This is a genomic window from Ruegeria sp. CI5, assembly GCF_056536885.1.
This window is the reverse complement of the sequence record NZ_JBQFQN010000003.1, coordinates 192,311-211,686: the sequence shown is the minus strand read 5'-3', so window position 1 is coordinate 211,686 and position 19,376 is coordinate 192,311. Positions and strand designations below refer to the sequence as shown.

Below are 19,376 nucleotides of genomic sequence, written 5' to 3'. Positions count from 1 at the left end.
ACTCCAATTGCGGACAGAGGAGTTGAAACCAATGCTGGAAATCTCGCCAACCAAAGTCGCCCAGGTCGCCATGATGGGCCGCGAGCTGGATCGCGCCGAGGGCGAGCTGCGGGCTTTTATCGATCGCATGGACGAAGACGAGCAAGCCGAGTTGGTGGCGATCATGTGGATTGGGCGTGAAAGCTTTTTCCCGGACGACCTCAGCGAGGCGATCGCTACGGCCAAGGCCGAGGCTTCGACGCCATGCGCCGATTACCTGATCGGCACGCCGCATCTGTCGGATCACCTTGAGAACGGGTTGGACGCGTTGGGCATCTCGGCCGAAGATGTCGAGAACGACCTGATGTAGACTTGGTCGCCCGCACGGTGTTTCTGCGCTATGCTCCGGGCCAGAGGGCGCCGTGTATGGCGCAGCGCCCGGTCCACAGCAGGGGCGCCAGATGCCGCGCATGTTGAAGACGATATTGGTGTTGGCCCTTATGGCCGTGCCGGCGTGGCCGCAGCGTCCGGCGCTGTCCTGCACCGTTTGTCTGGCGCTTCCCGAAAACTCTCTGGCCGACCGGTTGTTGTCTGCTTCGGTCATCGTTCTGGCTGCACCCGCGCCCGCAGACCCTTTCCGCTATGCACCTGTCGGGTTGCTGAAAGGCAGTTGGGGCGAGGTTTCGGACCTCCCCCAGATACCGTTTCTGGTGGACAGCAGCACTCGAAATGCTCTGCGGGCTGATCCTGACCGGGTGGTCCTGATGATCTATGGCCCCGGCAGCCGGGACAAGGCCGGGCGCGCATTTGATCAATCCTGGACCAAGGGGTTTCTGATGACGCCGCAGCGGGCCGATTTTGTTGCCGAGGTACAGGCGCAAGGCCAAGGCTGGCGGTTGGACGGATCCCGATCCGCCGAGCGCGCCGCGTTTTTTGCCGCTTATCTGAATTCCGGGGACAGGTTGTTGCGGAATACCGCTCTCATCGAGCTCCACCGGGCACCCTATGCGGCTGTGCGCGACCTGCGCGATGCTGCTGCAACCCCGGATCTTCTGCGCGATTTGCGGAGTCTGAACCGCGTAGCCTATGCCCCGGCAACGATCCGGCTGCTGGGCCTGCAATCTGATCCGGCCGTGGCAAAGGCGGTGCGCGCGGTCTATCCAAAGGCGGTCGCCACCGGAGGGTTCAACCTGCGCGAATGGGCGCTTGCCGGTATCGAAATCGACGGCGACCAAGCCCTGAGCACGATCAAGGAGGCTCTGACCGCCAGCCCGCTTTCCCCAAAGGATCGGCAGGCAATCATCGCGGCGCTGATCGACGGCGGCGATGCGATGCCGGAACACCGCGGGAAGATCCTTGATATCTTTGTCGGTGAGATTGCGCGCGACCAAAACACTGCAGGGCAGATCGCCCTGGCCACGCGCGATTGGGGGGATGACACGCTTGCACCTGCGCTGCGGGCGCTTCTTGCTGACCCGCAGATCGACCCCGCCACCGCCTTCGCCATCCGGGTGGCCCTGCCATCCGGTCAGTGACCCCGCCCACCCTGACGTCAGGTTAACAAAGCTTAATCCGTTGGTCCGGAACCGTTAACGCGGCGTCCTTTTATCTGATGACAGTACTGCAATGCAGTTCGGTTTTCAGGAGGACAAACCAATGGCAAACGCACAAACCACACAGTCGAACCACAGCCTGTTTCATGACCTTTTTACAAAATACGCCGAGGCCAAGACCGAACGGTTTCGGAAGCAGATCTTTGCGAAGACGGTCCGTGACCTCGAACGCCTGAGCGACCAGCAGCTCCACGATATCGGCATCACCCGCTCAGACATCCCCCAAACGGCCTATCAGAGCGTCTATCAGCGCGCCGCGTTTACGCAGTAACCAGGGCCGCGCCCCAACAGGACACCGGCCAAACTGGGAGGAAACAGCCGATGCTCGACACAATGCAACCGACTCAACAACCCTGCCCATCCGCCAGCGCGCTGCTTCTGTTCGATCGCGCCATGCGCATCCGGGCGGTAAAGGATGACATCGTACGCGCGGCGCAACATCTGAGCGGTCTGGATGACCGGCAGCTGTCCGAGCTTGGCATCAACCGCAGCGATCTTGAGGAAACGATCGAGCGCTACATCTGAATCACAGGCGCCGATCCGACGGTTGGTGAAAACACCAGTAAAAAGCCATTCCGGTGCGTCCGGAATGGCTTTTTGGTTGGGTCAGCCCAGGTGGTCGACCACCTGCAGGTGCTGTGCCAGCTTGTCGATCTCGGCCATCCAGCCCTGAACCAGTTTCGGATCGCTGGGCGCGGCATGGACACCGGCGGGAATGGCGCGGTTCAGCACCGCTTCGACCGCCAGCGAGACCGGGATCGACACCAGACGCGCCATCGCGCTGCCGCGTGCGTCGCCCCAGGCGTCCATCACATAGGTCTTGTGCCAGACCGGTATGCCGTCCTTCTCGGCCTTCAGGCCGACGCAGAGCACGACGCGGTCGGGCTCGCCCTCCTCATAGGCGTTCTCGGCCCAGAACTGGTCGGACATTTCCTTGAGCCGGGCATCGCCCTCGGGGCCTTCCAGCGTTTCGATTTCGCGGAACACGTCCGACCACGCATCCGACCAGCCGTTCAGCCGCAGAGTACCGCGGACGAATTCCTTGACCGGCCAGTGCTCCTCGAAATGGTACTGCTGCATGAAGGGGATCGAGTCGCGGTTGGGATAGACCTCGAAGCTTTCGGGCGTGGGCAGCGGCGCGACATAGGTGCTGATCGCGTCCCAGGGCCGGGCCACGTCCAGCGGGGCATAGTCGCGGATCGACCGCGAGGGCGAGCGCAGCGCCTTGAGCACGCCCAGGGGCGACCAGCTGAACTTGTAGCGGAACGGGTTGGGGTTCTTGGGGATGCCGCCGCAGTAGGAAATGAAGCTGAGGTGGTTTTCCGGGTCGAAGGCGTCGGACGCGCGGTAGTCATCGACCAGCGCATGGGCCATCAGGTGGTCGATGCCGGGGTCCAGCCCGACCTCGTTGACCAGCGCGACGCCGGCTTCGCGGGCCTTGTCGTCCAGCGCGCGCATCTCGGGCGCGATATACGAGGACGAGACGAAATGCGCGCCCTTCGCGATCGCCAGTTCCGCCAGCGGCACGTGCCAGTCGCCCGGCAGCATCGAGACGATCACGTCGCCCTTTTCCAGCACCGCGCTCAGAGCATCAATGTCGAAGGCCCGGATGTCGTCGGTCAGGTCGCCGACCTCGGCGCGGGCCTTGTCGACGGTCCGGTTCCAGACGGTGACCTTGTGGCCGGCCTCGATCAGGCGGCGCAGGCCGGGGATGGCCGACAGGCCGGTGCCACACCAGTGAATCGCCATGGCTCAGATCCTTTCGATATGGGATTTGAAGGTGTCCTCGGCCCGCGCCCAAACGCCCGAGGTCAGGTCTGTCAGGGTCAGCAACGAGGGCAGAAGTTGCGCGGCGTAGTCTTCCGAGCTTTCGACCGGCAGCATCGAGGGCAGGTTGTCGATGGCCATCACGTCCAGCACCGGGTCGGTGGCCACGCGCAGGGCGGGTTCTTCCCACGTCGTGGCGCGGTCATAGACCGGCACCGGGTTGTAGTCGCTGTCGGGGTCGCAGGCCACATCGCCGATGGCGGTCAGCTTGCGCGGGGCATTCAGCGCCTCCCGCGGGACGAAGACCGGGGTGCCGGGGCGTGCGAAGATGCAGTTGAGGAAGATGTCGTGTTCTAGGATTTCCGGGAACGGTCCCCCTTGGGCGGTTTCGGCCATGTCCCATTTCGTCACGTCGACCCCCATCGCCTCGCACAGGTCGGACGCGCCGGTGCCGACGCGGCCCAACGCGCCGATCACGATGGCGCGGGGGCGGGGCGCGCCGGTGGCGTCCAGCTCGGCCAGCAGCTCGGCGTTCAGCGCGTCCTTGCCGGGATAGACACCGACGGGGCCGCAGATCTCGCCGCTCTGCTGCGCCGCCCAGGTCTTGAGCGTCACCGCCGCGCCCGCGTAGCCCGCCCAATAGCCGAAGGCCGCGACCCGCCGGCCGTTCTCGTCCACCAGGTATTCCAGGTCATACAGCGTGCCGCCGCCGGCCTTGAAGCGCTCCAGCAGCTTGCGGCCCGAATGCTGGCCTTTGAAGGCATGGCCGAACATGATGTGGCGATGCGGCAGCGGCGTGCCGTCCTCGGGCAGTTCCTTGAGGCCGAAGATGATCGCATCCAGCGGCGCATCCGGCCACGAGTTCTCCGGTGTGATTTCGCAGCCCGCCGCGCGGTAGCCGTCGATCGGGATGGCGCGGACATGGCTCTCCTCGACCGTCACGCGGATGCCGGCGGCGATCAGTTGTGCCGCGCCCTCGGGCGTCAGGCCCACCCGTTCCTCGTTCGGGCGTTGTTCAGCCCGGACCCAGAGATGTGTCATGCGATGTCCTTTTGTCAGAGCATTCCGGCGGCCCGTACCGCCTGAACCGAGGGTCGGGCCTCCATCGCCGCGCGGAAGGTCTGGATCTTGGGAAAGGCCGTGACATCGACTCCGTCACCTTCCAACCAGCTGCAAACCACGTAGAGATAGGCGTCGGCCAGCGAGAATGCCTCGCCCAAAACAAACGGGCCGCGCAGCCCGTTTGACGAGATGTAAGCGCAGGACTCGGTCATCGTCTGGGCCACTTTGCCCTTCATGTCCTGCCAGCTGGACTCCTGATCCGCCCAGCGGTGACCGCGCATCTTGTGCGCATGGTTCACATGCATGGTCGAGGCCAGATAATACATCACCTCGCGCATCCGCGCGGCCAAGACCGGATCGTCCGGAACAAGCCCGGCCTTCGGGGCCTTGGCTGCGATGTATTCAAGCAGAGCGCCGGTTTCCGTCAGAATGCCACCATCGACCACCAGAGCGGGAACGCGACCCTTGGGGTTGATCTGCTTGTAAGCCGCCGTCGTCTGCTCGCCCGCAGCGAAGTCCAGCTTGATCGCCTCATAGTCCAGACCGGCTTCCTCAAGCGCGATGACGACGGCGATCGAGATAGTGCGGGGTGCGTAGTAGATCTGCATCTGGGACCTCCGATCCGGTTACAGGTGGGTCTGGGCGAAATGCCGGTCCGGCGCTTCCAGATGCGGAACCGCGTTGAACAGAACCGGGCTCAGGTCCGCTCCGATCGGGTGCAGACGATGCAATGAGGTGTTCATGATGGCAAGGGCCACGCGCGCCATTGCCGGAATGTCCAGCCCCATCGCCTGCCGCACCACCATCGAGATCAACCCGCCCGAGGTTACCACGATGGCCGGCCCGTCGCCGTCATGGATTTCACGCAGAGCGTCCGAGACGCGAGTTTCAAACTGCTCGAAGGTTTCCGGCGCGTTCCGAATGTCGCCGTTGGCCCAGGCCTTGAAGGTCAGCGGCAGGTGCTGAACAAAGCCTTCGCGGTCCGTCGGGATCGTCACGCCGTGCTGTTCCTCGAACAATTGCGCAAGGGTGAAATACTCGATTTCATTCAGACGTGCATCGCGGACGGGTTCCGGCAGACCCATGCTTGCCGCCGTTTCCACATGCCGGGTCAGGGTGCCGCAAAACACCCGTGGATAATGGGCTTTGGTCTCGCGCAGATGGGCCCCAAGCCAGCGCGCCTGCTGATGCCCAAGCTCGCTGAGCTTGTCATAACTGTCTTCGTCCCGTGCGGTGGTGTTGGCCTGCCCGTGGCGTACCAATGTGATGTATGACATGTCGGTCCCTCTTGGCCCGAAGTCTTAGGGCAGCTTACCTGCGGGGGCCAGAGGTGTTCGGCCGGTTGCCGTCAAAAAACCGGGGCCGCCTGCAACCGGGCTTGCGGGCGGGCGGGCCGGCGATAGAGTTGCGGCAAGCGACAAGAAAGGACAGCGCAATGGCCGTGAATGCGCAGAGGTTTCTGGATGATCTGCACAAGCTGCGGGAATTCGGAGCTGCGGGGGTTGGAAAGGGCGTCGTGCGCCCGGCATATTCAGACGCGGACATTGCGGCGCGGCGATGGCTGGCTGACCGATTTCAGGAGGCCGGGCTGCAACCGCATTTTGATCCGGTCGGAAACCTGTTCGGTCTGGCGTCCGCGCCGTCGCTATTGATGGGATCGCATTCAGACAGCCAGCCCGAGGGCGGTTGGCTGGATGGCGCGCTGGGCGTGATCGCGGCGTTGGAGCTGGCTCGCTCCAGCCAGCGCCCGATCTCGGTGGTCAGCTTTCAGGATGAGGAAGGCCGGTTCGGCGTCACCACTGGATCAGCCATTTGGTCCGGCAAGTTGCCCCTTGCGCAGGCTGACGACCTGACCGACCACGCGGGCATACGGTTCGGTGACGCGCGCGCTCGGATGCAAAGTCTGATGCAGGATTTTGTGAACCCCGCCCAATTCACCGGGTTCATCGAAATGCATATCGAGCAGGGTCCGATTCTGGATGCCAACGCCGAGGCCATCGGTGTGGTCTCGGACATCGTGGGCATTCGCGACATGGTCATCGAGTTTTCCGGCCAGCAGAACCACGCCGGCACGACACCGATGCACCTGCGCCGAGACGCGTTCCAGGCTCTGACGATCTTCAATGGCCTGATCAACGAGCGGTTCCGCAACGTGGTGACCCCGCAGACGGTCTGGACGATCGGACACGTCGAATTGTCTCCGAATGCCTCTTCGATCGTTCCTGGCCGGGTCCGTTTCTCGATGCAGTGGCGCGATCAGGACACGGATCGTCTGGCCCGAATGGAAAGCATCGTTCGTACGACCGCCCAAGAGGTCAGTGAATCCATCGGGGGCGATGCGCAGTTCGGGCCAATGCTGGGCATCGAGCCGGTTGAAATGGATCCGACCCTCCGGCGGTCGCTGGAATACGGAGCCCAGACCGTCGCGCCCGGCAACTGGCGGGTCATGCCATCCGGGGCCTTGCACGATGCTTCGAACGTGGCAGCCTTGATGCCGGTCGGAATGCTGTTCGTGCCATCCATCAACGGCATCAGTCATGACTTCGCGGAGGATACCGCCGAGGCCGATCTGGTGACGGGGTTGAAGGCCTTGGAGGCGGCACTTGCCGATCGCTGAGGTACGGGGCCGCCGACCGTGAATATTGCAATTTCAGCTGTTGCGTAACGGAAAAAAGTTTCCTATACGACACAAAGCTGCAGCATGCAGATGTATACTCCTTGTCCATGAGCGATTTAGGCCGTGATGAATACCTGCGATCTGAAGTCGGACGGAACACCGCCAGCCGCGAAGTTGCCGGTACCGGAAAATGCATGTCGCCCAGCCAGAATTCCACTGACTCGATCCGGAAAGGCTGCCGTGGCATGCTATTCCCAGCCATGCGCTTTTGGATCCGGTCCATCGCGCCACTTTTGCCAAAAGAAAGAACACTGACATGCCTGGAATGAAGCGCACGCCGTTGTATGACCTTCATGTTGAGTTGGGAGGCAAGCTGGTTGACTTTGCGGGCTGGGAGATGCCCGTTCAGTATCCTTTGGGAATCATGGGCGAGCACAAGCAGTGCCGCGAGAAGGCGGCGCTGTTCGATGTGAGCCACATGGGTCAGGTGATACTGCGGGGCGAGAATGTGGGCGAGAAGCTCGAGGCGCTGTGCCCGCAGGCTTTTGCGACGCTGCCCGAGGGCAAGGCGCGCTATGGGTTCTTCACCAACGAGGACGGCGGGATCATGGATGATCTGATCGTGTCGAACGCGGGCGATCATTTCTTCGTGGTGGTGAACGCGGCGCTGCGTCATCAGGACATTCCGCACATGCGCGCGCACCTGGACGGGGTCGAGGTGACCGAGATCTTCGACCGCGCGCTGGTGGCGGTTCAGGGCCCGAAAGCCGAGGACGTGGTGGGCGCACTGTGCCCGGCGGCCCGCGATCTGAAGTTCATGGAAACCACCGTTGCCCCGATCGACGGAGTCGAATGCCGGATCTCGCGACTGGGTTACACGGGCGAGGACGGCTACGAGATCTCGATCCCCGAGGACAAGGCGATCGAGGTCACCCGCCCCCTGCTGGCGCATGAGGATTGCGAACCGGCGGGCCTGGGCGCGCGCGACAGCCTGCGGCTGGAGGCGGGTTTGTGCCTGTATGGCAATGACATCGACCAGAGCACCTCGCCGATCGAGGCCAACCTGGCCTGGGCGATCCAGAAGCGGCGCAAGGAAGAGGGCGGCTTTCCCGGCGCGGCCCGCATCCAGCGCGCACTGGCCGAAGGTCCCGCGCGCAAGCTGGTGGGGATCAAACCCGAAGGCCGCGCCCCGGCGCGACAGGGGGTCGAGGTGCAGGATCTTCAGGGCAACACGATCGGTCAGATCACCTCGGGCGGGTTCGGCCCGACAGTCGGCGGACCGGTTGCGATGGGTTACGTCGCCGCCGGCCACACCGAGCCGGGCGAGAAGGTGAATCTGATCATCCGGGGCAAGGCGCAGCCGGCGCGGATCGTGGCGCTGCCCTTCGTCAAACAGAATTACAAGCGTTGAAGTCAGGAGAGAGACAGCATGGCAACCTATTATTCCGAAGAACATGAATGGCTGACGGTCGAGGGCGACACGGCCACGCTGGGCATCACCAAGCACGCGGCCGAGCAGCTGGGCGAGGTGGTGTTCGTCGAGCAGCAGGACGTAGGTGAGGAATTCGCGAAGGACGGCGAGATCGGGGTGATCGAATCCGTCAAGGCGGCCTCCGAGATCTATGCCCCGGTCGATGGCGAAATTCTCGAGGTGAACGAGACGCTGGCCGACAACCCGGGCGCGCTGAACGAGGATCCCGAGGGCGAGGCGTGGATCTACAAGATCAAGATCACCGATGCCGCGCAGCTGGAAGATCTGATGGACGAGGCCGGCTACAAGGCGTTCATCGGCTAAACCCAAGCGGAGTCTCCGCATGGGGCTCCATCGTTTTGACTTGTGCCGCCGAATTTGGGCTCCGCCCGTTCGGGCCTGAAACTGTCCACCGGACAGTTCCCGGGACGGCCCTTACTCCCCGCCGGAGGCTTCCTCAGTCTCCGTCGGGCCTGACCTATCCATGGGAGCGCTGCAATGGCCTTCAAACTGACCGACTACGAAGCCTATGACTTTGCCAACCGTCGCCATATCGGTCCCAGCCCGACCGAGATGCGCGACATGCTGAAAGTGATTGGCTTCAAGACGCTGGACGATCTGATCGACGCCACCGTCCCCTCGGCGATCCGGCAGAAAGAGCCGCTGGACTGGGGCCCGGCGATGACGGAACGCGACGCGCTCTATCACATGAAGAAGGTGGCGGGAAAGAACAAGGTTCTGACCTCGCTGATCGGTCAGGGCTATTACGGCACCACCACCCCGGCGCCGATCCTGCGCAACATCCTGGAGAACCCGGCCTGGTACACCGCCTACACGCCCTATCAGCCCGAGATCAGCCAGGGCCGGCTCGAAGCGCTGCTGAACTTCCAGACCATGGTCAGCGACCTGACCGGGCTGGACGTGGCCAACGCCTCACTGTTGGACGAGGCGACCGCAGCGGCCGAAGCGATGGCGATGGCCAAGCGCGGCGGCCGGTCCAAGGCCAACAACGCGGCCTTCTTCGTGGACCGCAACTGCCACCCGCAGACCATCGCGGTGATCAAGACCCGGGCCGAACCCCTGGGCATCGACGTCACGGTTGCCGACCCTGACGAGCTGGACGCGGGCGCGGTCTTTGGCGCGATCTTCCAGTATCCGGGCACCTATGGCCATGTGCGCGACTTCACCAAGGAAATCGCGGCGCTGCATGAACACAACGCCATCGCCATCGTGGCCGCCGACATCCTGTCGCTGGCGCTGCTGAAATCGCCGGGCGAGATGGGCGCCGATATCGCCGTGGGCTCGACCCAGCGCTTCGGCGTGCCGATGGGCTATGGCGGGCCGCACGCCGCCTACATGGCCACCACAGACAAGCTCAAGCGGGCGATGCCGGGCCGGATCATCGGCGTCAGTATCGACAGCCGCGGCAACAAGGCCTATCGTCTGGCGCTGCAGACCCGCGAACAGCATATCCGCCGCGAGAAGGCCAATTCGAACGTTTGCACCGCGCAGGCGCTGCTGGCGGTGATCGCCTCGATGTATGCCGTGTACCACGGCCCCGACGGCATCAAGGCGATCGCGCAGTCGGTGCACCGCAAGACCTCGCGCCTGGCGGCCGGGCTGGAAGAGCACGGCTTCAAGGTCGAACCCGAGGTGTTCTTCGACACGATCACGGTCGAGGTCGGCCCGCTGCAGAAAACCGTTATGGAGGCGGCGGTGGCCCGCGGCGTCAACCTGCGCAAGGTAGGCGGGACCCGCGTCGGCATCAGCCTGGATGAACAGACCCGCGCCGAGACGATCGAGGCGGTCTGGGGTGCCTTCGGCATCGACAAGAAGGACGACAGTTCGAACAAGCAGTACCGCCTGCCGGACTATGCGCTGCGCGAGACGCCCTATCTGACCCACCCGATCTTCCACAAGAACCGGGCCGAAGCCGAGATGACCCGCTACATGCGCCGCCTGGCCGACCGCGACCTGGCGCTGGACCGGGCGATGATCCCGCTGGGCAGCTGCACCATGAAGCTGAACGCGACGATCGAGATGATCCCGGTCACCTGGCCCGAGTTCGCCAACATGCACCCCTTCGTGCCGGAAGATCAGGCGCAGGGCTATCACGAGATGATCGCCGACCTGAACGACAAGCTGTGCCAGATCACCGGCTATGACGCGATCAGCCAGCAGCCCAACTCGGGCGCGCAGGGCGAATATGCGGGCCTGCTGACGATCCGCAACTATCACATCGCCAACGGGCAGGGGCATCGCAATGTCTGCCTGATCCCGACCTCGGCGCATGGCACCAACCCGGCCTCGGCGCAGATGGTCGGCTGGCAGGTGGTGCCGGTGAAGGCGGACGCGAAGGGCAACATCGATCTGACCGACTTCCGCGAGAAGGCCGAGAAGCACTCGGACAACCTGGCCGGCTGCATGATCACTTACCCCTCGACCCATGGCGTGTTCGAGGAAACGGTGCAGGAGGTCTGCCGGATCACCCATGACCACGGCGGTCAGGTCTATATCGACGGGGCCAACATGAACGCCATGGTGGGCCTGTCGCGCCCCGGCGACATCGGCGGCGACGTCAGCCACCTGAACCTGCACAAGACCTTCTGCATCCCGCATGGCGGCGGAGGCCCCGGCATGGGCCCGATCGGCGTCAAGGCGCATCTGGCCGAGCACCTGCCGGGCCACCCGGAATATGGCACCGCCGTGGGTCCGGTTTCGGCTGCACCCTTCGGCTCGCCCTCGATCCTGCCGGTCAGCTGGGCCTATGTGCTGCTGATGGGCGGCGCGGGCCTGACCCAGGCGACCAAGGTGGCGATCCTGAACGCCAACTACATCGCCGCGCGCCTGCAGGAGGCCTATCCGATCCTCTACACCTCCGAGACCGGCCGGGTGGCGCATGAATGCATCCTTGACACCCGCCCGCTGGCCGAGGCCGGCAACATTACCGTCGACGACGTGGCCAAGCGGCTGATCGACAGCGGCTTCCACGCGCCGACCATGTCATGGCCGGTGGCCGGCACGCTGATGGTCGAGCCGACGGAATCCGAGCCCAAGGACGAGCTGGACCGCTTTTGCGACGCCATGCTGTCGATCCGCGCCGAGGCGCAGGATGTCATCGACGGCAAGATCGACCCCGAGAACAACCCGCTGAAGAACGCCCCCCACACGGTGCGCGACCTGGTGGGCGAGTGGGACCGACCCTACACCCGCGAACAGGCCTGCTTCCCGCCGGGTTCCATGGGCGTCGACAAATACTGGTCGCCCGTCAACCGCGTCGACAACGCGTACGGAGACCGGAACCTCGTATGCACATGCCCGCCGATGGACGCATACGAAGAAGCCGCCGAATAAAAACACTGAAACCCCCGCCCGATCCGGCGGGGGTTTTTCTCAGGGCTTGAAGCCCGCGGGCACGCCAAAGGGCGGCGTCTCCACGCTGGTCCCGGTCAGGGCGTGCAGGAACGCCACCAGCTGCGCGATTTCGCCGTCGCTCAGGTCAACTGGCGTGATGTCGAGCTTGGCGCGTTGGCGCGCCATCTCGAACCGGTCCTGCCAGACGATGAAATCGGCCTGTTCCAGCCACGGCACCTTGGGCAGCGCGGCAAGATTGGGCGTCCAGCGTGACAGGCTGGTTGCCGGGTCCAGGTGGTGGCGGATGATCCCTTCGAGGTCGGGAAAGGCGCCGTTGTGGCCGTAGGGTGCGGTCAGCGCCACGTTGCGCAGCATGGGCGTGCGGAACCGGTAGGCGTCCTCCAGCCGGTCGCTTTCGCCCATGCGGCCCACGTCGCGGGCATAGGCGTCCCATTGCCGGGTGCGGCCCGGGCCGAATGGCGGCAGGGCCAGTGCGTGGAATTTCTGATCCGACAGCAGCGGCCCCGAATGGCAGGTGGCGCACCGCGCCTTGCCGTAGAACAGCCGCATCCCGGCCTTCTGATCGGGGGTCAGGGCGGTCTCGTGCCCGGCGAGGTACTGGTCGAACGGGCTGTCGGTGCTGCGCCATTCGATGGCCATGAAAGCGGCCAGAGCGTTGGCGACATGGGTGATGGTGATGTCCTCGGTGCTGTCCACGTCGTCAAAGGCGGCCACCATCGCCGGGCCGTATTTCGGGTCGGTCAGCACCCGTTTGGCGATGATCGGCCAGCCCTTGTCGATCCGGTCATGCACGGCGCCGGTGACCTCGTTCTCGGCCACGTTCCCGGCCATTTCGAACTGAGCGGTCAGCGGAAACAGCGCCTGCGCGGCCAGCAGCGAGTTCAGCCCTTCTGGCAGCCATTCCTGCGCGGGCGAGTTGAACCCGTTGCCATAGACGTCCGACAGGCTGAGCCGCCCGTCATGGAACATCGTGTGGATGTCGTGCGCGCCCAGGTTCCACAGGCCCGGCGCGTTGCGCGGGATGCGCTTGCGGATGCGGTCCGTCCCGGTGCCGGGCGTGCGGTCGGGGCCTAGACCCTGGCCGCCCTCGCCGATGCCCAGCGACAGGCCGTCGGAGGTGCCGAAATCGGGGTGGTGGCAATGGGCGCAGGTGATGTTGCGGTTGCCCGACAGGATCGGGTCATAAAATAGCTGGTGACCGATCGCGGCCTGTTCCCTATCAAAGAACAGAAAGTCGTCATCGGTCAGGGGCGAGGGCAGGTCCTGCGCCCAGGCCGCCCCGCAAAACAGGAGACCCGCCGCACCATGCGCCAGCTTGTGCTTGCCCTTTGTCTTGCCGCCTCGCCCGTCTGGGCCGAACTGGAACAGGCCCGCGATCTGATGGAGGCGGGCGAGTTTGCCGCCGCGCGCGAACAGCTTCTGCCCGCGGCCCGGTCGGGCAACGCCGAGGCCGAGGAGCTGATCGGCGTGATGTACGGCCTTGGTCTTGGGGTCGAGCAGGACTATGAGCGCGCGTTCGAATGGTATCTGCGCGCCTCGATGAAGGGGCATCCGGGCGCGCAATCGGGTGTCGGGTGGTATTACGAGCTGGGTCTGGGCCTGCCTGCGCCCGATCTGGTGCGGGCCTACATGTGGTACACGCTCAGCGCCATCGGCGGCGACCCCGATGCGGCGATCAGCCTTGAAGAGGTGGTCAAGAAGATGACGCCCGAACAGATCGAAAAGGCCCATGTGCTGGTCAATGACTACAAGGGGTGGATGTACCCCTTTCGGTAAAGGCGGGCCGGGATGACGCGACACCCCGGCCCGAACCGTATCAGTTCAGGTCGGCGGCGCGTTCCGCGTTGATCTCGGCTTCGGCCTCGGCCACGGCCGCGGTCAGAGCGCCATAGATCTCGTCCCCGCGCGCGACGTTCTGCTGGAACCAGTCATAGACCGGGGTCGCGGCCTGCTTGAACGCTTCTTTTTCCTCGGGGGTCGGCACGTACAGGTCGCCGCCACCGGCCACGAAATCCTCGTATGCTTGGATCGACTTGCGCTTGGGCGAGGCAAAGGTGGCCTGCTGCAGCGCATAGAACCCATCGACGACGACACGGCGCAGATCTTCGGGCATTTCCTGGAACTTGGCGTTGTTCATCCACCACAGCGCGCCCATATAGGCGTGCCCGTCCAGCGTGACATATTGCAGGCCGGCATCGGGGAATTTCATGCCCATGATGTCGGTGATGCCGTTCTTCGAGCCGTCAACCACGCCGGTCTGGAAGCTGGTGAACAGTTCCGGCCACGGGATCGGAGTGGGCGAGGCGCCCAGGGCCTTGACCAGTTCCTGGGGCAGGTCTGCGACCACGGTGCGGATCTTCAGCCCGTCCATGTCGGACGGCTGGGTCACGCGGCGCTTGGTGTTGGCGAAGTTGCGCCAGCCGCCGGTGTTGCCGATGGTCATCAGACGGATCGCGCCGCCCGAATCCTCCAGCGCCATTTCGCGCATCTTGCGGGTGAAATCACCCGACAGGACCCGCTCGGCGATGCGGTCGTCGGCCATCAGATAGGGCAGGTCCAGTACCTGCACGTAAGGGAAGATGCCCGAGGCCCCGCCCGAGGTCGAGATGTAGATGTCGATGGTGCCGTCGGCCACGCCCTGCAGGCATTCGGCCCCGTTCGAGCACAGCTGCGTGCCGATGAACAGCTCGACCTCGATCGCGCCGTTCGAGGCGTTCTCGACGAAGTTCTTGAACACGACCAGGCCGTCATAGTCCTCGTCGTTTTCGTTCGAGTTGGCGGTGGCGCGCAGCGTGTAGTCGGCCGCCGAGGCCGCCAGCGCCGAGGCCGCCACCAGCGATGTGGCCAGTGCTGCGGTTTTGAAGAATGTTCTGAGCATGCGTTTCCTCCCTGTGGTACTCAGTCTAGTTTGCAAATCCCGTCAAACGCGGGATCGTCATGGATATTGCGGGGACATAGGTGATCAGGAAGATCACCGCGATTTCGACGGCCAGGAACGGCAGGATCGCCTTGGCGATGGTTTCCACCCGTTCGCGTGACACGGCGGCGGCCACGAACAGCACCAGCCCCATGGGCGGCGTGGCCAGGCCAACGGTCAGGTTGACGCTCATGATGATGGCGAAATGGATCGGGTCGACCCCCAGGCTGGTGAAGATCGGGCCCAGGATCGGCCCCAGGATGATGATCGCCGGGCCTGCATCCAGGAACATGCCCACGACGAATAGCAGCAGGTTGATCAGGAACAGCAGGATCAGCGGGTTTTCGGACAGTCCGAGGATCAGCGCGGCCAGTTGCTCGGGCGCATGGCTGAGGCTGACCACGGTCTTGAACGCCATCGCGGCCCCCACCAGCAGCAGCACCACGGCCGAGGTCATGCCCGCATTGCTGAGGACTTCGGGCACCTCTTTCAAGGTCAGCGTGCGCAGCACGAAAAACCCGATGATGAAGGCATAACCCACCGCAACGGCTGCGGCCTCGGTCGGGGTAAAGATGCCGCCCAGAATGCCGCCCAGGATGATCACCGGCGTCATCAGCGGGAAAAAGGCCTTGAGGCTGGCCTGACCGCGCTCGGGCCAGGTGTATTTGCGGCTGGCCACCGGGAAATCATACCGGTTGGCCATGACCTTGATCATCAGCATCAGGCCGATGCCCACCATGACGCCCGGCACGATGCCGGCCAGGAACAGGGCCGCGACGCTTTCGCCCATGACATAGGCATAGATGATCATGATCCCCGAGGGCGGGATGATCGGCCCGATGACCGAGCTGGCGGCGGTGATCGCGGCGGCGAACTTGCGGGTATAGCCCTGCTTCTCCATCGCCGGGATCAGCATCGAGCCCAGCGCCGAGGTATCGGCCACCGCCGAGCCCGACAGCCCCGCGAAGAGGATCGAGCTGAGCACGTTCACATGCGCCAGCCCGCCGCGCAGATGGCCCATCAGTGCCTGGCTGAACTCGACCAGCCGGATGGTGATGCCGCCGCGGTTCATCAGCTCACCGGCCAGCATGAAGAAGGGGATGGCCATCAGCGGAAAGCTGTCCATCCCGTTGTAGACGTTGCGATACAGCAAGGTGATGTCGTTGGTCTGGCCGTTCAGCCACAGCAGCAGGCCGGGTGCGGCCAGCAGCGCGAAAAAGACCGGCAGGCCGATCAGCAGAAACACCAGGAAGACGGGCAGGAACCAGACCAGCATCTATTCGGCCCCCACGGCGGCTTCGGGGATTTCGGGCAGCAGGTCGCCGCCGCCCAGCATGGTGATGATCGAGCGCAGGATCAGTTCGACGTTGACCGACAGCAGCAGGATCACGCCCACCAGCAGGGAGGCCATCATCCAGCTGCGCGGGATCCGGTACCATTCATCAAAGCCCAGCGAGGTGGGCAAATACAGCGCGGCGGTGGCGAAACGCCCGCCAAAACCGGTGACCTCGGACCAGCCGATGCGCACGGCGACCACCAGAACCGTCAGGCTGAGCAGCAGCAGAAACAGGTTCAGCAACTGGCCGGGTACGCGCGGCAGAAAGCGGACCAGCATGTCGATGGCCACGAACCCGCCGCGCCGGAATGCGGTGGGTGCCATCAGGCCCGTCATCCACAACATGCAGAACCGCGCGGCCTCGTCAGGCCAGGGCAGGGCGTTGCCCAGAACGTATCGGAAGAACACCTGAATCAGGATCGCGATCACCATGAAGGCGATCGCAACGACACCGACCGCGCGGCCCAGACGCAGCGCGGTTTCGTTCACGAATGCAATCGGCGCAAGCACCGACGTCAATCCGCCCATGCGGATCCTCCCTGTTCAGGCCGCGGGTTTTGCCCGCGACCGTGTCCCGCGCTTATTGGTGCGCGAATTGGCCGAGCTTGCCGGCGTAAAAGGTCAGCGCGTCTCCGTCCGCCATGCTGGCCCGCAAGACCTTGCCCACCACGATAACGTGATCGCCCGCATCGTGATACGCATGTTGTTCACATTCGAACCGCGCCAGGCATCCGCGCAGCAGCGGCGTGCCGTTTTCGCAGCGGTCGTGGTCGATGTCGCGCAGGGCAAAGGCGTCTTTCGAGCAGCCAAAGCACAGCTCGGCCTGGTCGGCCGACAGAACATGAACACTGAAATGCCTCGCCTTGTGAAAATAGGGGAACCGGCGCGAGTTCCGGTCGCCGGCCCACATCACCAAGGGCGGGTCCAGCGACAGCGAGGAAAAGCTGTTGGCCGTGATGCAGACCGGCCCGTCGGGGCTGTCGCAGGTCACGACGGTGACGCCGGTGGCGAACCGGCCGAAGGCGTCCCGCAGGGTGCGGGTGTCGTCCTTGTGCGGAATGAAGGTGCGCGCCATGTCGTTCGAAAATGCGTTCATCATGGTACCTCATGCCCCAGCGCCGCCTCGTAGAGGCGGAACCAGGCTTCACGATCCAGATTGACTTTCAGGGCGTCCGAGATGCGCTTGATGCGGTCCAGGCTGTTGGTGCCCAGAACCGGCAGGATGCCGGCCGGATGGGCCAGCAGGAAGGCGACGGCCACCGCGGCACGGTCGACTCCGAACTGCGCGCCGATCTCATCCGCGACCACACCCACCGGAGGATTGCCCGCCATCAGCGCCCCGCCGCCCAGCGGCGACCACGCCATCACCGGGTGGCCGTGCTGCTGGTGAAACGCCAGATCGCCATTGGTGAACGGGGCGATCGCGCCCAGAGAAATCTCGATCTGGTTGGTCACCAGCGGGGTCTTCATGGCCGATTGCAGCAGCTGCCAGTCCCAGGGTCGGAAATTCGACACGCCCACCGCGCGGACCTTGCCGCTGGCCACGACCTCGTCCAGCGCGGCGCCGGTTTCATGGTGGTCCATGAACGGGTCGGGGCGGTGGATCAGCAGCAGGTCGATATGCTCGATCGCCATTTCCCGCAGCGAGGTTTCGACCGATTTCAGGATATGCGCGCGCGAGGTGTCGTAGTATTTCACCTTGGCATCCGCATAACGCCCGCAGGGGGCGACGATGTCGCATTTGGTGACGATCTCCATCCGGTCGCGCAGGCCGGGATTGGCGCGCAGGGCGTTGCCCAGAACCGCCTCGGCGCCATAGTCGCCATAGATGTCGGCCTGATCGAAGCTGGTGATGCCCTGATCCAGACAGGCGTGGATCTTGGCTGCCACATGCGCGGCCGAGGTATCGCTGTCATCGCCCAGCCGCCACATGCCATAGACAAGGCGGCTCAGTTCCAGGGTGTCAGAAAGCTTGATACGTTGCATCAACGACGAACTCCGTTGCCCAGCGGCGTCGCCGGGGTGTCAGCAGGGACCCTTCCATAGGCTTCGGGAAGAGAGCAGGTTTTCAGATGTGGCATCACACGGGTGCCGAAATGGCGGGCCTCGTCCATATGCGGATAGCCCGAGAAGATGAAGGCGCGGATGCCCATCTTCTGATACTCTTCGATCTTCGACAGCACCTGGTCGGTCGACCCCACCAGCGCCGCGCCGCAGCCTGACCGCGCCCGGCCGACGCCCGTCCACAGGCCCGGCTCGACATAGCCGTATTTGTCGGCCAGCTCGCGGTTCCTGGCCTGATGCGAAACACCGAGCGAGGTGGCGTCCAGCGCCCGTTCGCGGATTGCGCGGCCGTATTCGTCATCCAGTTTCGACACGATATAGTCGGCATATTCCTTGGCCTCGGCCTCGGTGTCGCGCACGATCATGTGCACCCGCAGGCCATAGTCCAGCGTGCGTCCGTATTCGTCGGCCACCGCGTGTACGGCCTTCATCCGCTCGGCCAGTTGGTCTTTGGTTTCGGGCCACATCAGATAGACGTCGCAATGTTGCCCGCACAGCTTCAGTGCATCGGGCGAATAGCCCCCGAAATACAGCAGCGGCCCGCCGGTCTGATAGGGTTTGGCCGGATCGGTCGTCAGGCCCGAGAAATTGTAGACCTGACCCTGGTAATTGATCTCATCCTGCGTCCAGGCCTGTTTCAGAATCTCGACCACCTCGCGCGAGCGCTGGTAGCGATAGCTGCTTTCGGCCTTTTCCCCAGGAAAATCCGACGAGATGATGTTGACCGTCAGCCGCCCCTTCAGCATGTGATCCAGCGTCGCGATGGTGCGTGCCAGCATGATCGGCTGCATCTCGCCGCAGCGCACGGCGGCCAGCAGGTTGATCTTTTCTGTGATCGGCGCGCAGCCGGCCACGAAACTCAGCGTGTCCTGCCCCACCTGATACGAGGACGGGCACAGGATGTTGCGAAAGCCCTGCGCCTCGGCCTCTTTCACGATGCCCGAGCAATGTTCCCAGCTGGAGCGCAGATCGCCGTCGGGCACGCCGAGAAACTGATAATCGTCCGAGCACAGCGCCGCGAACCACGAAACCTCGGCCGCATCCAGATCGGGGGATGTGATGGGGACGATCGTCATCTGATTCTCTCTCCTGCCGGGCTCAACTTTTCTCTTGCGTAGCAACCACATTGATGTAGATCAATAGTGTATCAATTTTTTCTGCGACCAAGTGAAGCG

Annotated in this window: 20 protein-coding genes; 9 read left to right on the top strand and 11 right to left on the bottom strand. The window is 64.0% G+C overall.

Annotated elements, in window-relative coordinates; genetic code table 11:
• Positions 1-31: 31 nt before the first annotated feature.
• The 4 genes from ACR0BA_RS11750 to ACR0BA_RS11735 all read left to right on the top strand — a co-directional run bounded on the left by ACR0BA_RS11750 (position 32) and on the right by ACR0BA_RS11735 (position 2,117).
• Positions 32-349, top strand: coding sequence for a DUF3775 domain-containing protein (locus ACR0BA_RS11750; RefSeq protein WP_093964170.1), 318 nt, complete (start codon positions 32-34; stop codon positions 347-349).
• A 91-nt stretch (positions 350-440) separates the two neighbouring features.
• Positions 441-1,514, top strand: a complete 1,074-nt coding sequence (locus tag ACR0BA_RS11745; protein WP_480728068.1) for a hypothetical protein — start codon at positions 441-443, stop codon at positions 1,512-1,514.
• A gap of 121 nt (positions 1,515-1,635) precedes the next feature.
• Complete coding sequence (locus ACR0BA_RS11740; RefSeq protein WP_480728066.1) at positions 1,636-1,863, top strand: DUF1127 domain-containing protein; 228 nt, start codon at positions 1,636-1,638, stop codon at positions 1,861-1,863.
• 50 nt (positions 1,864-1,913) lie between these two features.
• Positions 1,914-2,117 carry a DUF1127 domain-containing protein gene (locus tag ACR0BA_RS11735; RefSeq protein ID WP_093964173.1) on the top strand — a complete coding sequence of 68 codons (204 nt, stop codon included), beginning with the start codon at positions 1,914-1,916 and terminating at the stop codon, positions 2,115-2,117.
• An 81-nt stretch (positions 2,118-2,198) separates the two neighbouring features.
• Here the strand turns inward: ACR0BA_RS11735 and ACR0BA_RS11730 are convergent, their stop codons facing one another.
• The 4 genes from ACR0BA_RS11730 to ACR0BA_RS11715 are packed head-to-tail and all read right to left on the bottom strand — an operon-like array spanning position 2,199 to position 5,698.
• Positions 2,199-3,341 (bottom strand): saccharopine dehydrogenase family protein, encoded by a 1,143-nt coding sequence (locus ACR0BA_RS11730; protein ID WP_480728064.1) that lies wholly within the window; start codon positions 3,339-3,341, stop codon positions 2,199-2,201.
• A 3-nt stretch (positions 3,342-3,344) separates the two neighbouring features.
• The gene (locus ACR0BA_RS11725; protein ID WP_480728062.1) at positions 3,345-4,400 is read right to left on the bottom strand and encodes a saccharopine dehydrogenase; all 1,056 of its coding nucleotides are present in this window, start codon (positions 4,398-4,400) and stop codon (positions 3,345-3,347) included.
• Between the two features lie 14 nt (positions 4,401-4,414).
• A complete protein-coding gene (locus ACR0BA_RS11720) occupies positions 4,415-5,029 on the bottom strand; it encodes a glutathione S-transferase family protein (RefSeq protein WP_480728061.1) in 615 nt (204 codons plus the stop codon).
• Between the two features lie 18 nt (positions 5,030-5,047).
• The gene (locus tag ACR0BA_RS11715; protein ID WP_170342072.1) at positions 5,048-5,698 is read right to left on the bottom strand and encodes a histidine phosphatase family protein; all 651 of its coding nucleotides are present in this window, start codon (positions 5,696-5,698) and stop codon (positions 5,048-5,050) included.
• A gap of 158 nt (positions 5,699-5,856) precedes the next feature.
• On the opposite strand from ACR0BA_RS11715, the gene ACR0BA_RS11710 reads away from it, so the two are divergent.
• The 4 genes from ACR0BA_RS11710 (at position 5,857) to gcvP (ending at position 11,863) form a co-directional block, all read left to right on the top strand.
• On the top strand, positions 5,857-7,038 hold the full coding sequence (locus ACR0BA_RS11710; protein WP_480728059.1) for a hydantoinase/carbamoylase family amidase: 1,182 nt from the start codon (positions 5,857-5,859) through the stop codon (positions 7,036-7,038).
• Between the two features lie 316 nt (positions 7,039-7,354).
• Positions 7,355-8,449: a glycine cleavage system aminomethyltransferase GcvT gene (gene gcvT / locus ACR0BA_RS11705; protein ID WP_480728057.1), complete on the top strand. Its 1,095-nt coding sequence runs from the start codon at positions 7,355-7,357 to the stop codon at positions 8,447-8,449.
• A gap of 18 nt (positions 8,450-8,467) precedes the next feature.
• Positions 8,468-8,833 (top strand): glycine cleavage system protein GcvH, encoded by a 366-nt coding sequence (gene gcvH, locus ACR0BA_RS11700; RefSeq protein ID WP_093964179.1) that lies wholly within the window; start codon positions 8,468-8,470, stop codon positions 8,831-8,833.
• 174 nt (positions 8,834-9,007) lie between these two features.
• Entirely contained in the window at positions 9,008-11,863 is a 2,856-nt protein-coding gene (gcvP, locus tag ACR0BA_RS11695) for an aminomethyl-transferring glycine dehydrogenase (protein ID WP_480728055.1), read from the top strand.
• A gap of 39 nt (positions 11,864-11,902) precedes the next feature.
• On the opposite strand, the gene ACR0BA_RS11690 is transcribed toward gcvP, so the two are convergent.
• A complete protein-coding gene (locus tag ACR0BA_RS11690; protein WP_480728242.1) occupies positions 11,903-13,144 on the bottom strand; it encodes a cytochrome-c peroxidase in 1,242 nt (413 codons plus the stop codon).
• 45 nt (positions 13,145-13,189) lie between these two features.
• Between ACR0BA_RS11690 and ACR0BA_RS11685 the strand changes: the two genes are divergently transcribed.
• Positions 13,190-13,660 (top strand): tetratricopeptide repeat protein, encoded by a 471-nt coding sequence (locus ACR0BA_RS11685; RefSeq protein ID WP_170444186.1) that lies wholly within the window; start codon positions 13,190-13,192, stop codon positions 13,658-13,660.
• Between the two features lie 40 nt (positions 13,661-13,700).
• Here the strand turns inward: ACR0BA_RS11685 and ACR0BA_RS11680 are convergent, their stop codons facing one another.
• The 6 genes from ACR0BA_RS11680 to ACR0BA_RS11655 are packed head-to-tail and all read right to left on the bottom strand — an operon-like array spanning position 13,701 to position 19,277.
• Positions 13,701-14,762 carry a TRAP transporter substrate-binding protein gene (locus ACR0BA_RS11680; protein ID WP_170341179.1) on the bottom strand — a complete coding sequence of 354 codons (1,062 nt, stop codon included), beginning with the start codon at positions 14,760-14,762 and terminating at the stop codon, positions 13,701-13,703.
• Positions 14,763-14,787: 25 nt separating this feature from the next.
• Positions 14,788-16,077 carry a TRAP transporter large permease gene (locus tag ACR0BA_RS11675; protein ID WP_093964183.1) on the bottom strand — a complete coding sequence of 430 codons (1,290 nt, stop codon included), beginning with the start codon at positions 16,075-16,077 and terminating at the stop codon, positions 14,788-14,790.
• Positions 16,078-16,665, bottom strand: a complete 588-nt coding sequence (locus tag ACR0BA_RS11670; RefSeq protein ID WP_480728053.1) for a TRAP transporter small permease — start codon at positions 16,663-16,665, stop codon at positions 16,078-16,080.
• Positions 16,666-16,717: 52 nt separating this feature from the next.
• Positions 16,718-17,236: a flavin reductase family protein gene (locus tag ACR0BA_RS11665; protein WP_005980319.1), complete on the bottom strand. Its 519-nt coding sequence runs from the start codon at positions 17,234-17,236 to the stop codon at positions 16,718-16,720.
• A complete protein-coding gene (locus ACR0BA_RS11660; RefSeq protein ID WP_480728052.1) occupies positions 17,233-18,123 on the bottom strand; it encodes an aldo/keto reductase in 891 nt (296 codons plus the stop codon). The genes ACR0BA_RS11665 and ACR0BA_RS11660 overlap by 4 nt, the downstream gene beginning before the upstream one ends.
• A complete protein-coding gene (locus ACR0BA_RS11655) occupies positions 18,123-19,277 on the bottom strand; it encodes an LLM class flavin-dependent oxidoreductase (RefSeq protein WP_093964187.1) in 1,155 nt (384 codons plus the stop codon). Before ACR0BA_RS11655 ends, ACR0BA_RS11660 begins: the two co-directional genes overlap by 1 nt.
• Between the last annotated feature and the right edge of the window lie 99 nt (positions 19,278-19,376).

What these genes read in the sequence shown, in the direction of transcription:
- ACR0BA_RS11750 (WP_093964170.1), top strand. Translation starts at nt 32, where the DNA reads ATGCTGGAAATCTCGCCAACCAAAGTCGCCCAGGTCGCCATGATGGGC.
- ACR0BA_RS11745 (WP_480728068.1), top strand. Translation starts at nt 441, where the DNA reads ATGCCGCGCATGTTGAAGACGATATTGGTGTTGGCCCTTATGGCCGTG.
- ACR0BA_RS11740 (WP_480728066.1), top strand. Translation starts at nt 1,636, where the DNA reads ATGGCAAACGCACAAACCACACAGTCGAACCACAGCCTGTTTCATGAC.
- ACR0BA_RS11735 (WP_093964173.1), top strand. Translation starts at nt 1,914, where the DNA reads ATGCTCGACACAATGCAACCGACTCAACAACCCTGCCCATCCGCCAGC.
- ACR0BA_RS11730 (WP_480728064.1), bottom strand. Translation starts at nt 3,341, where the DNA reads ATGGCGATTCACTGGTGTGGCACCGGCCTGTCGGCCATCCCCGGCCTG.
- ACR0BA_RS11725 (WP_480728062.1), bottom strand. Translation starts at nt 4,400, where the DNA reads ATGACACATCTCTGGGTCCGGGCTGAACAACGCCCGAACGAGGAACGG.
- ACR0BA_RS11720 (WP_480728061.1), bottom strand. Translation starts at nt 5,029, where the DNA reads ATGCAGATCTACTACGCACCCCGCACTATCTCGATCGCCGTCGTCATC.
- ACR0BA_RS11715 (WP_170342072.1), bottom strand. Translation starts at nt 5,698, where the DNA reads ATGTCATACATCACATTGGTACGCCACGGGCAGGCCAACACCACCGCA.
- ACR0BA_RS11710 (WP_480728059.1), top strand. Translation starts at nt 5,857, where the DNA reads ATGGCCGTGAATGCGCAGAGGTTTCTGGATGATCTGCACAAGCTGCGG.
- gcvT (WP_480728057.1), top strand. Translation starts at nt 7,355, where the DNA reads ATGCCTGGAATGAAGCGCACGCCGTTGTATGACCTTCATGTTGAGTTG.
- gcvH (WP_093964179.1), top strand. Translation starts at nt 8,468, where the DNA reads ATGGCAACCTATTATTCCGAAGAACATGAATGGCTGACGGTCGAGGGC.
- gcvP (WP_480728055.1), top strand. Translation starts at nt 9,008, where the DNA reads ATGGCCTTCAAACTGACCGACTACGAAGCCTATGACTTTGCCAACCGT.
- ACR0BA_RS11685 (WP_170444186.1), top strand. Translation starts at nt 13,190, where the DNA reads ATGCGCCAGCTTGTGCTTGCCCTTTGTCTTGCCGCCTCGCCCGTCTGG.
- ACR0BA_RS11680 (WP_170341179.1), bottom strand. Translation starts at nt 14,762, where the DNA reads ATGCTCAGAACATTCTTCAAAACCGCAGCACTGGCCACATCGCTGGTG.
- ACR0BA_RS11675 (WP_093964183.1), bottom strand. Translation starts at nt 16,077, where the DNA reads ATGCTGGTCTGGTTCCTGCCCGTCTTCCTGGTGTTTCTGCTGATCGGC.
- ACR0BA_RS11670 (WP_480728053.1), bottom strand. Translation starts at nt 16,665, where the DNA reads ATGGGCGGATTGACGTCGGTGCTTGCGCCGATTGCATTCGTGAACGAA.
- ACR0BA_RS11665 (WP_005980319.1), bottom strand. Translation starts at nt 17,236, where the DNA reads ATGATGAACGCATTTTCGAACGACATGGCGCGCACCTTCATTCCGCAC.
- ACR0BA_RS11660 (WP_480728052.1), bottom strand. Translation starts at nt 18,123, where the DNA reads ATGCAACGTATCAAGCTTTCTGACACCCTGGAACTGAGCCGCCTTGTC.
- ACR0BA_RS11655 (WP_093964187.1), bottom strand. Translation starts at nt 19,277, where the DNA reads ATGACGATCGTCCCCATCACATCCCCCGATCTGGATGCGGCCGAGGTT.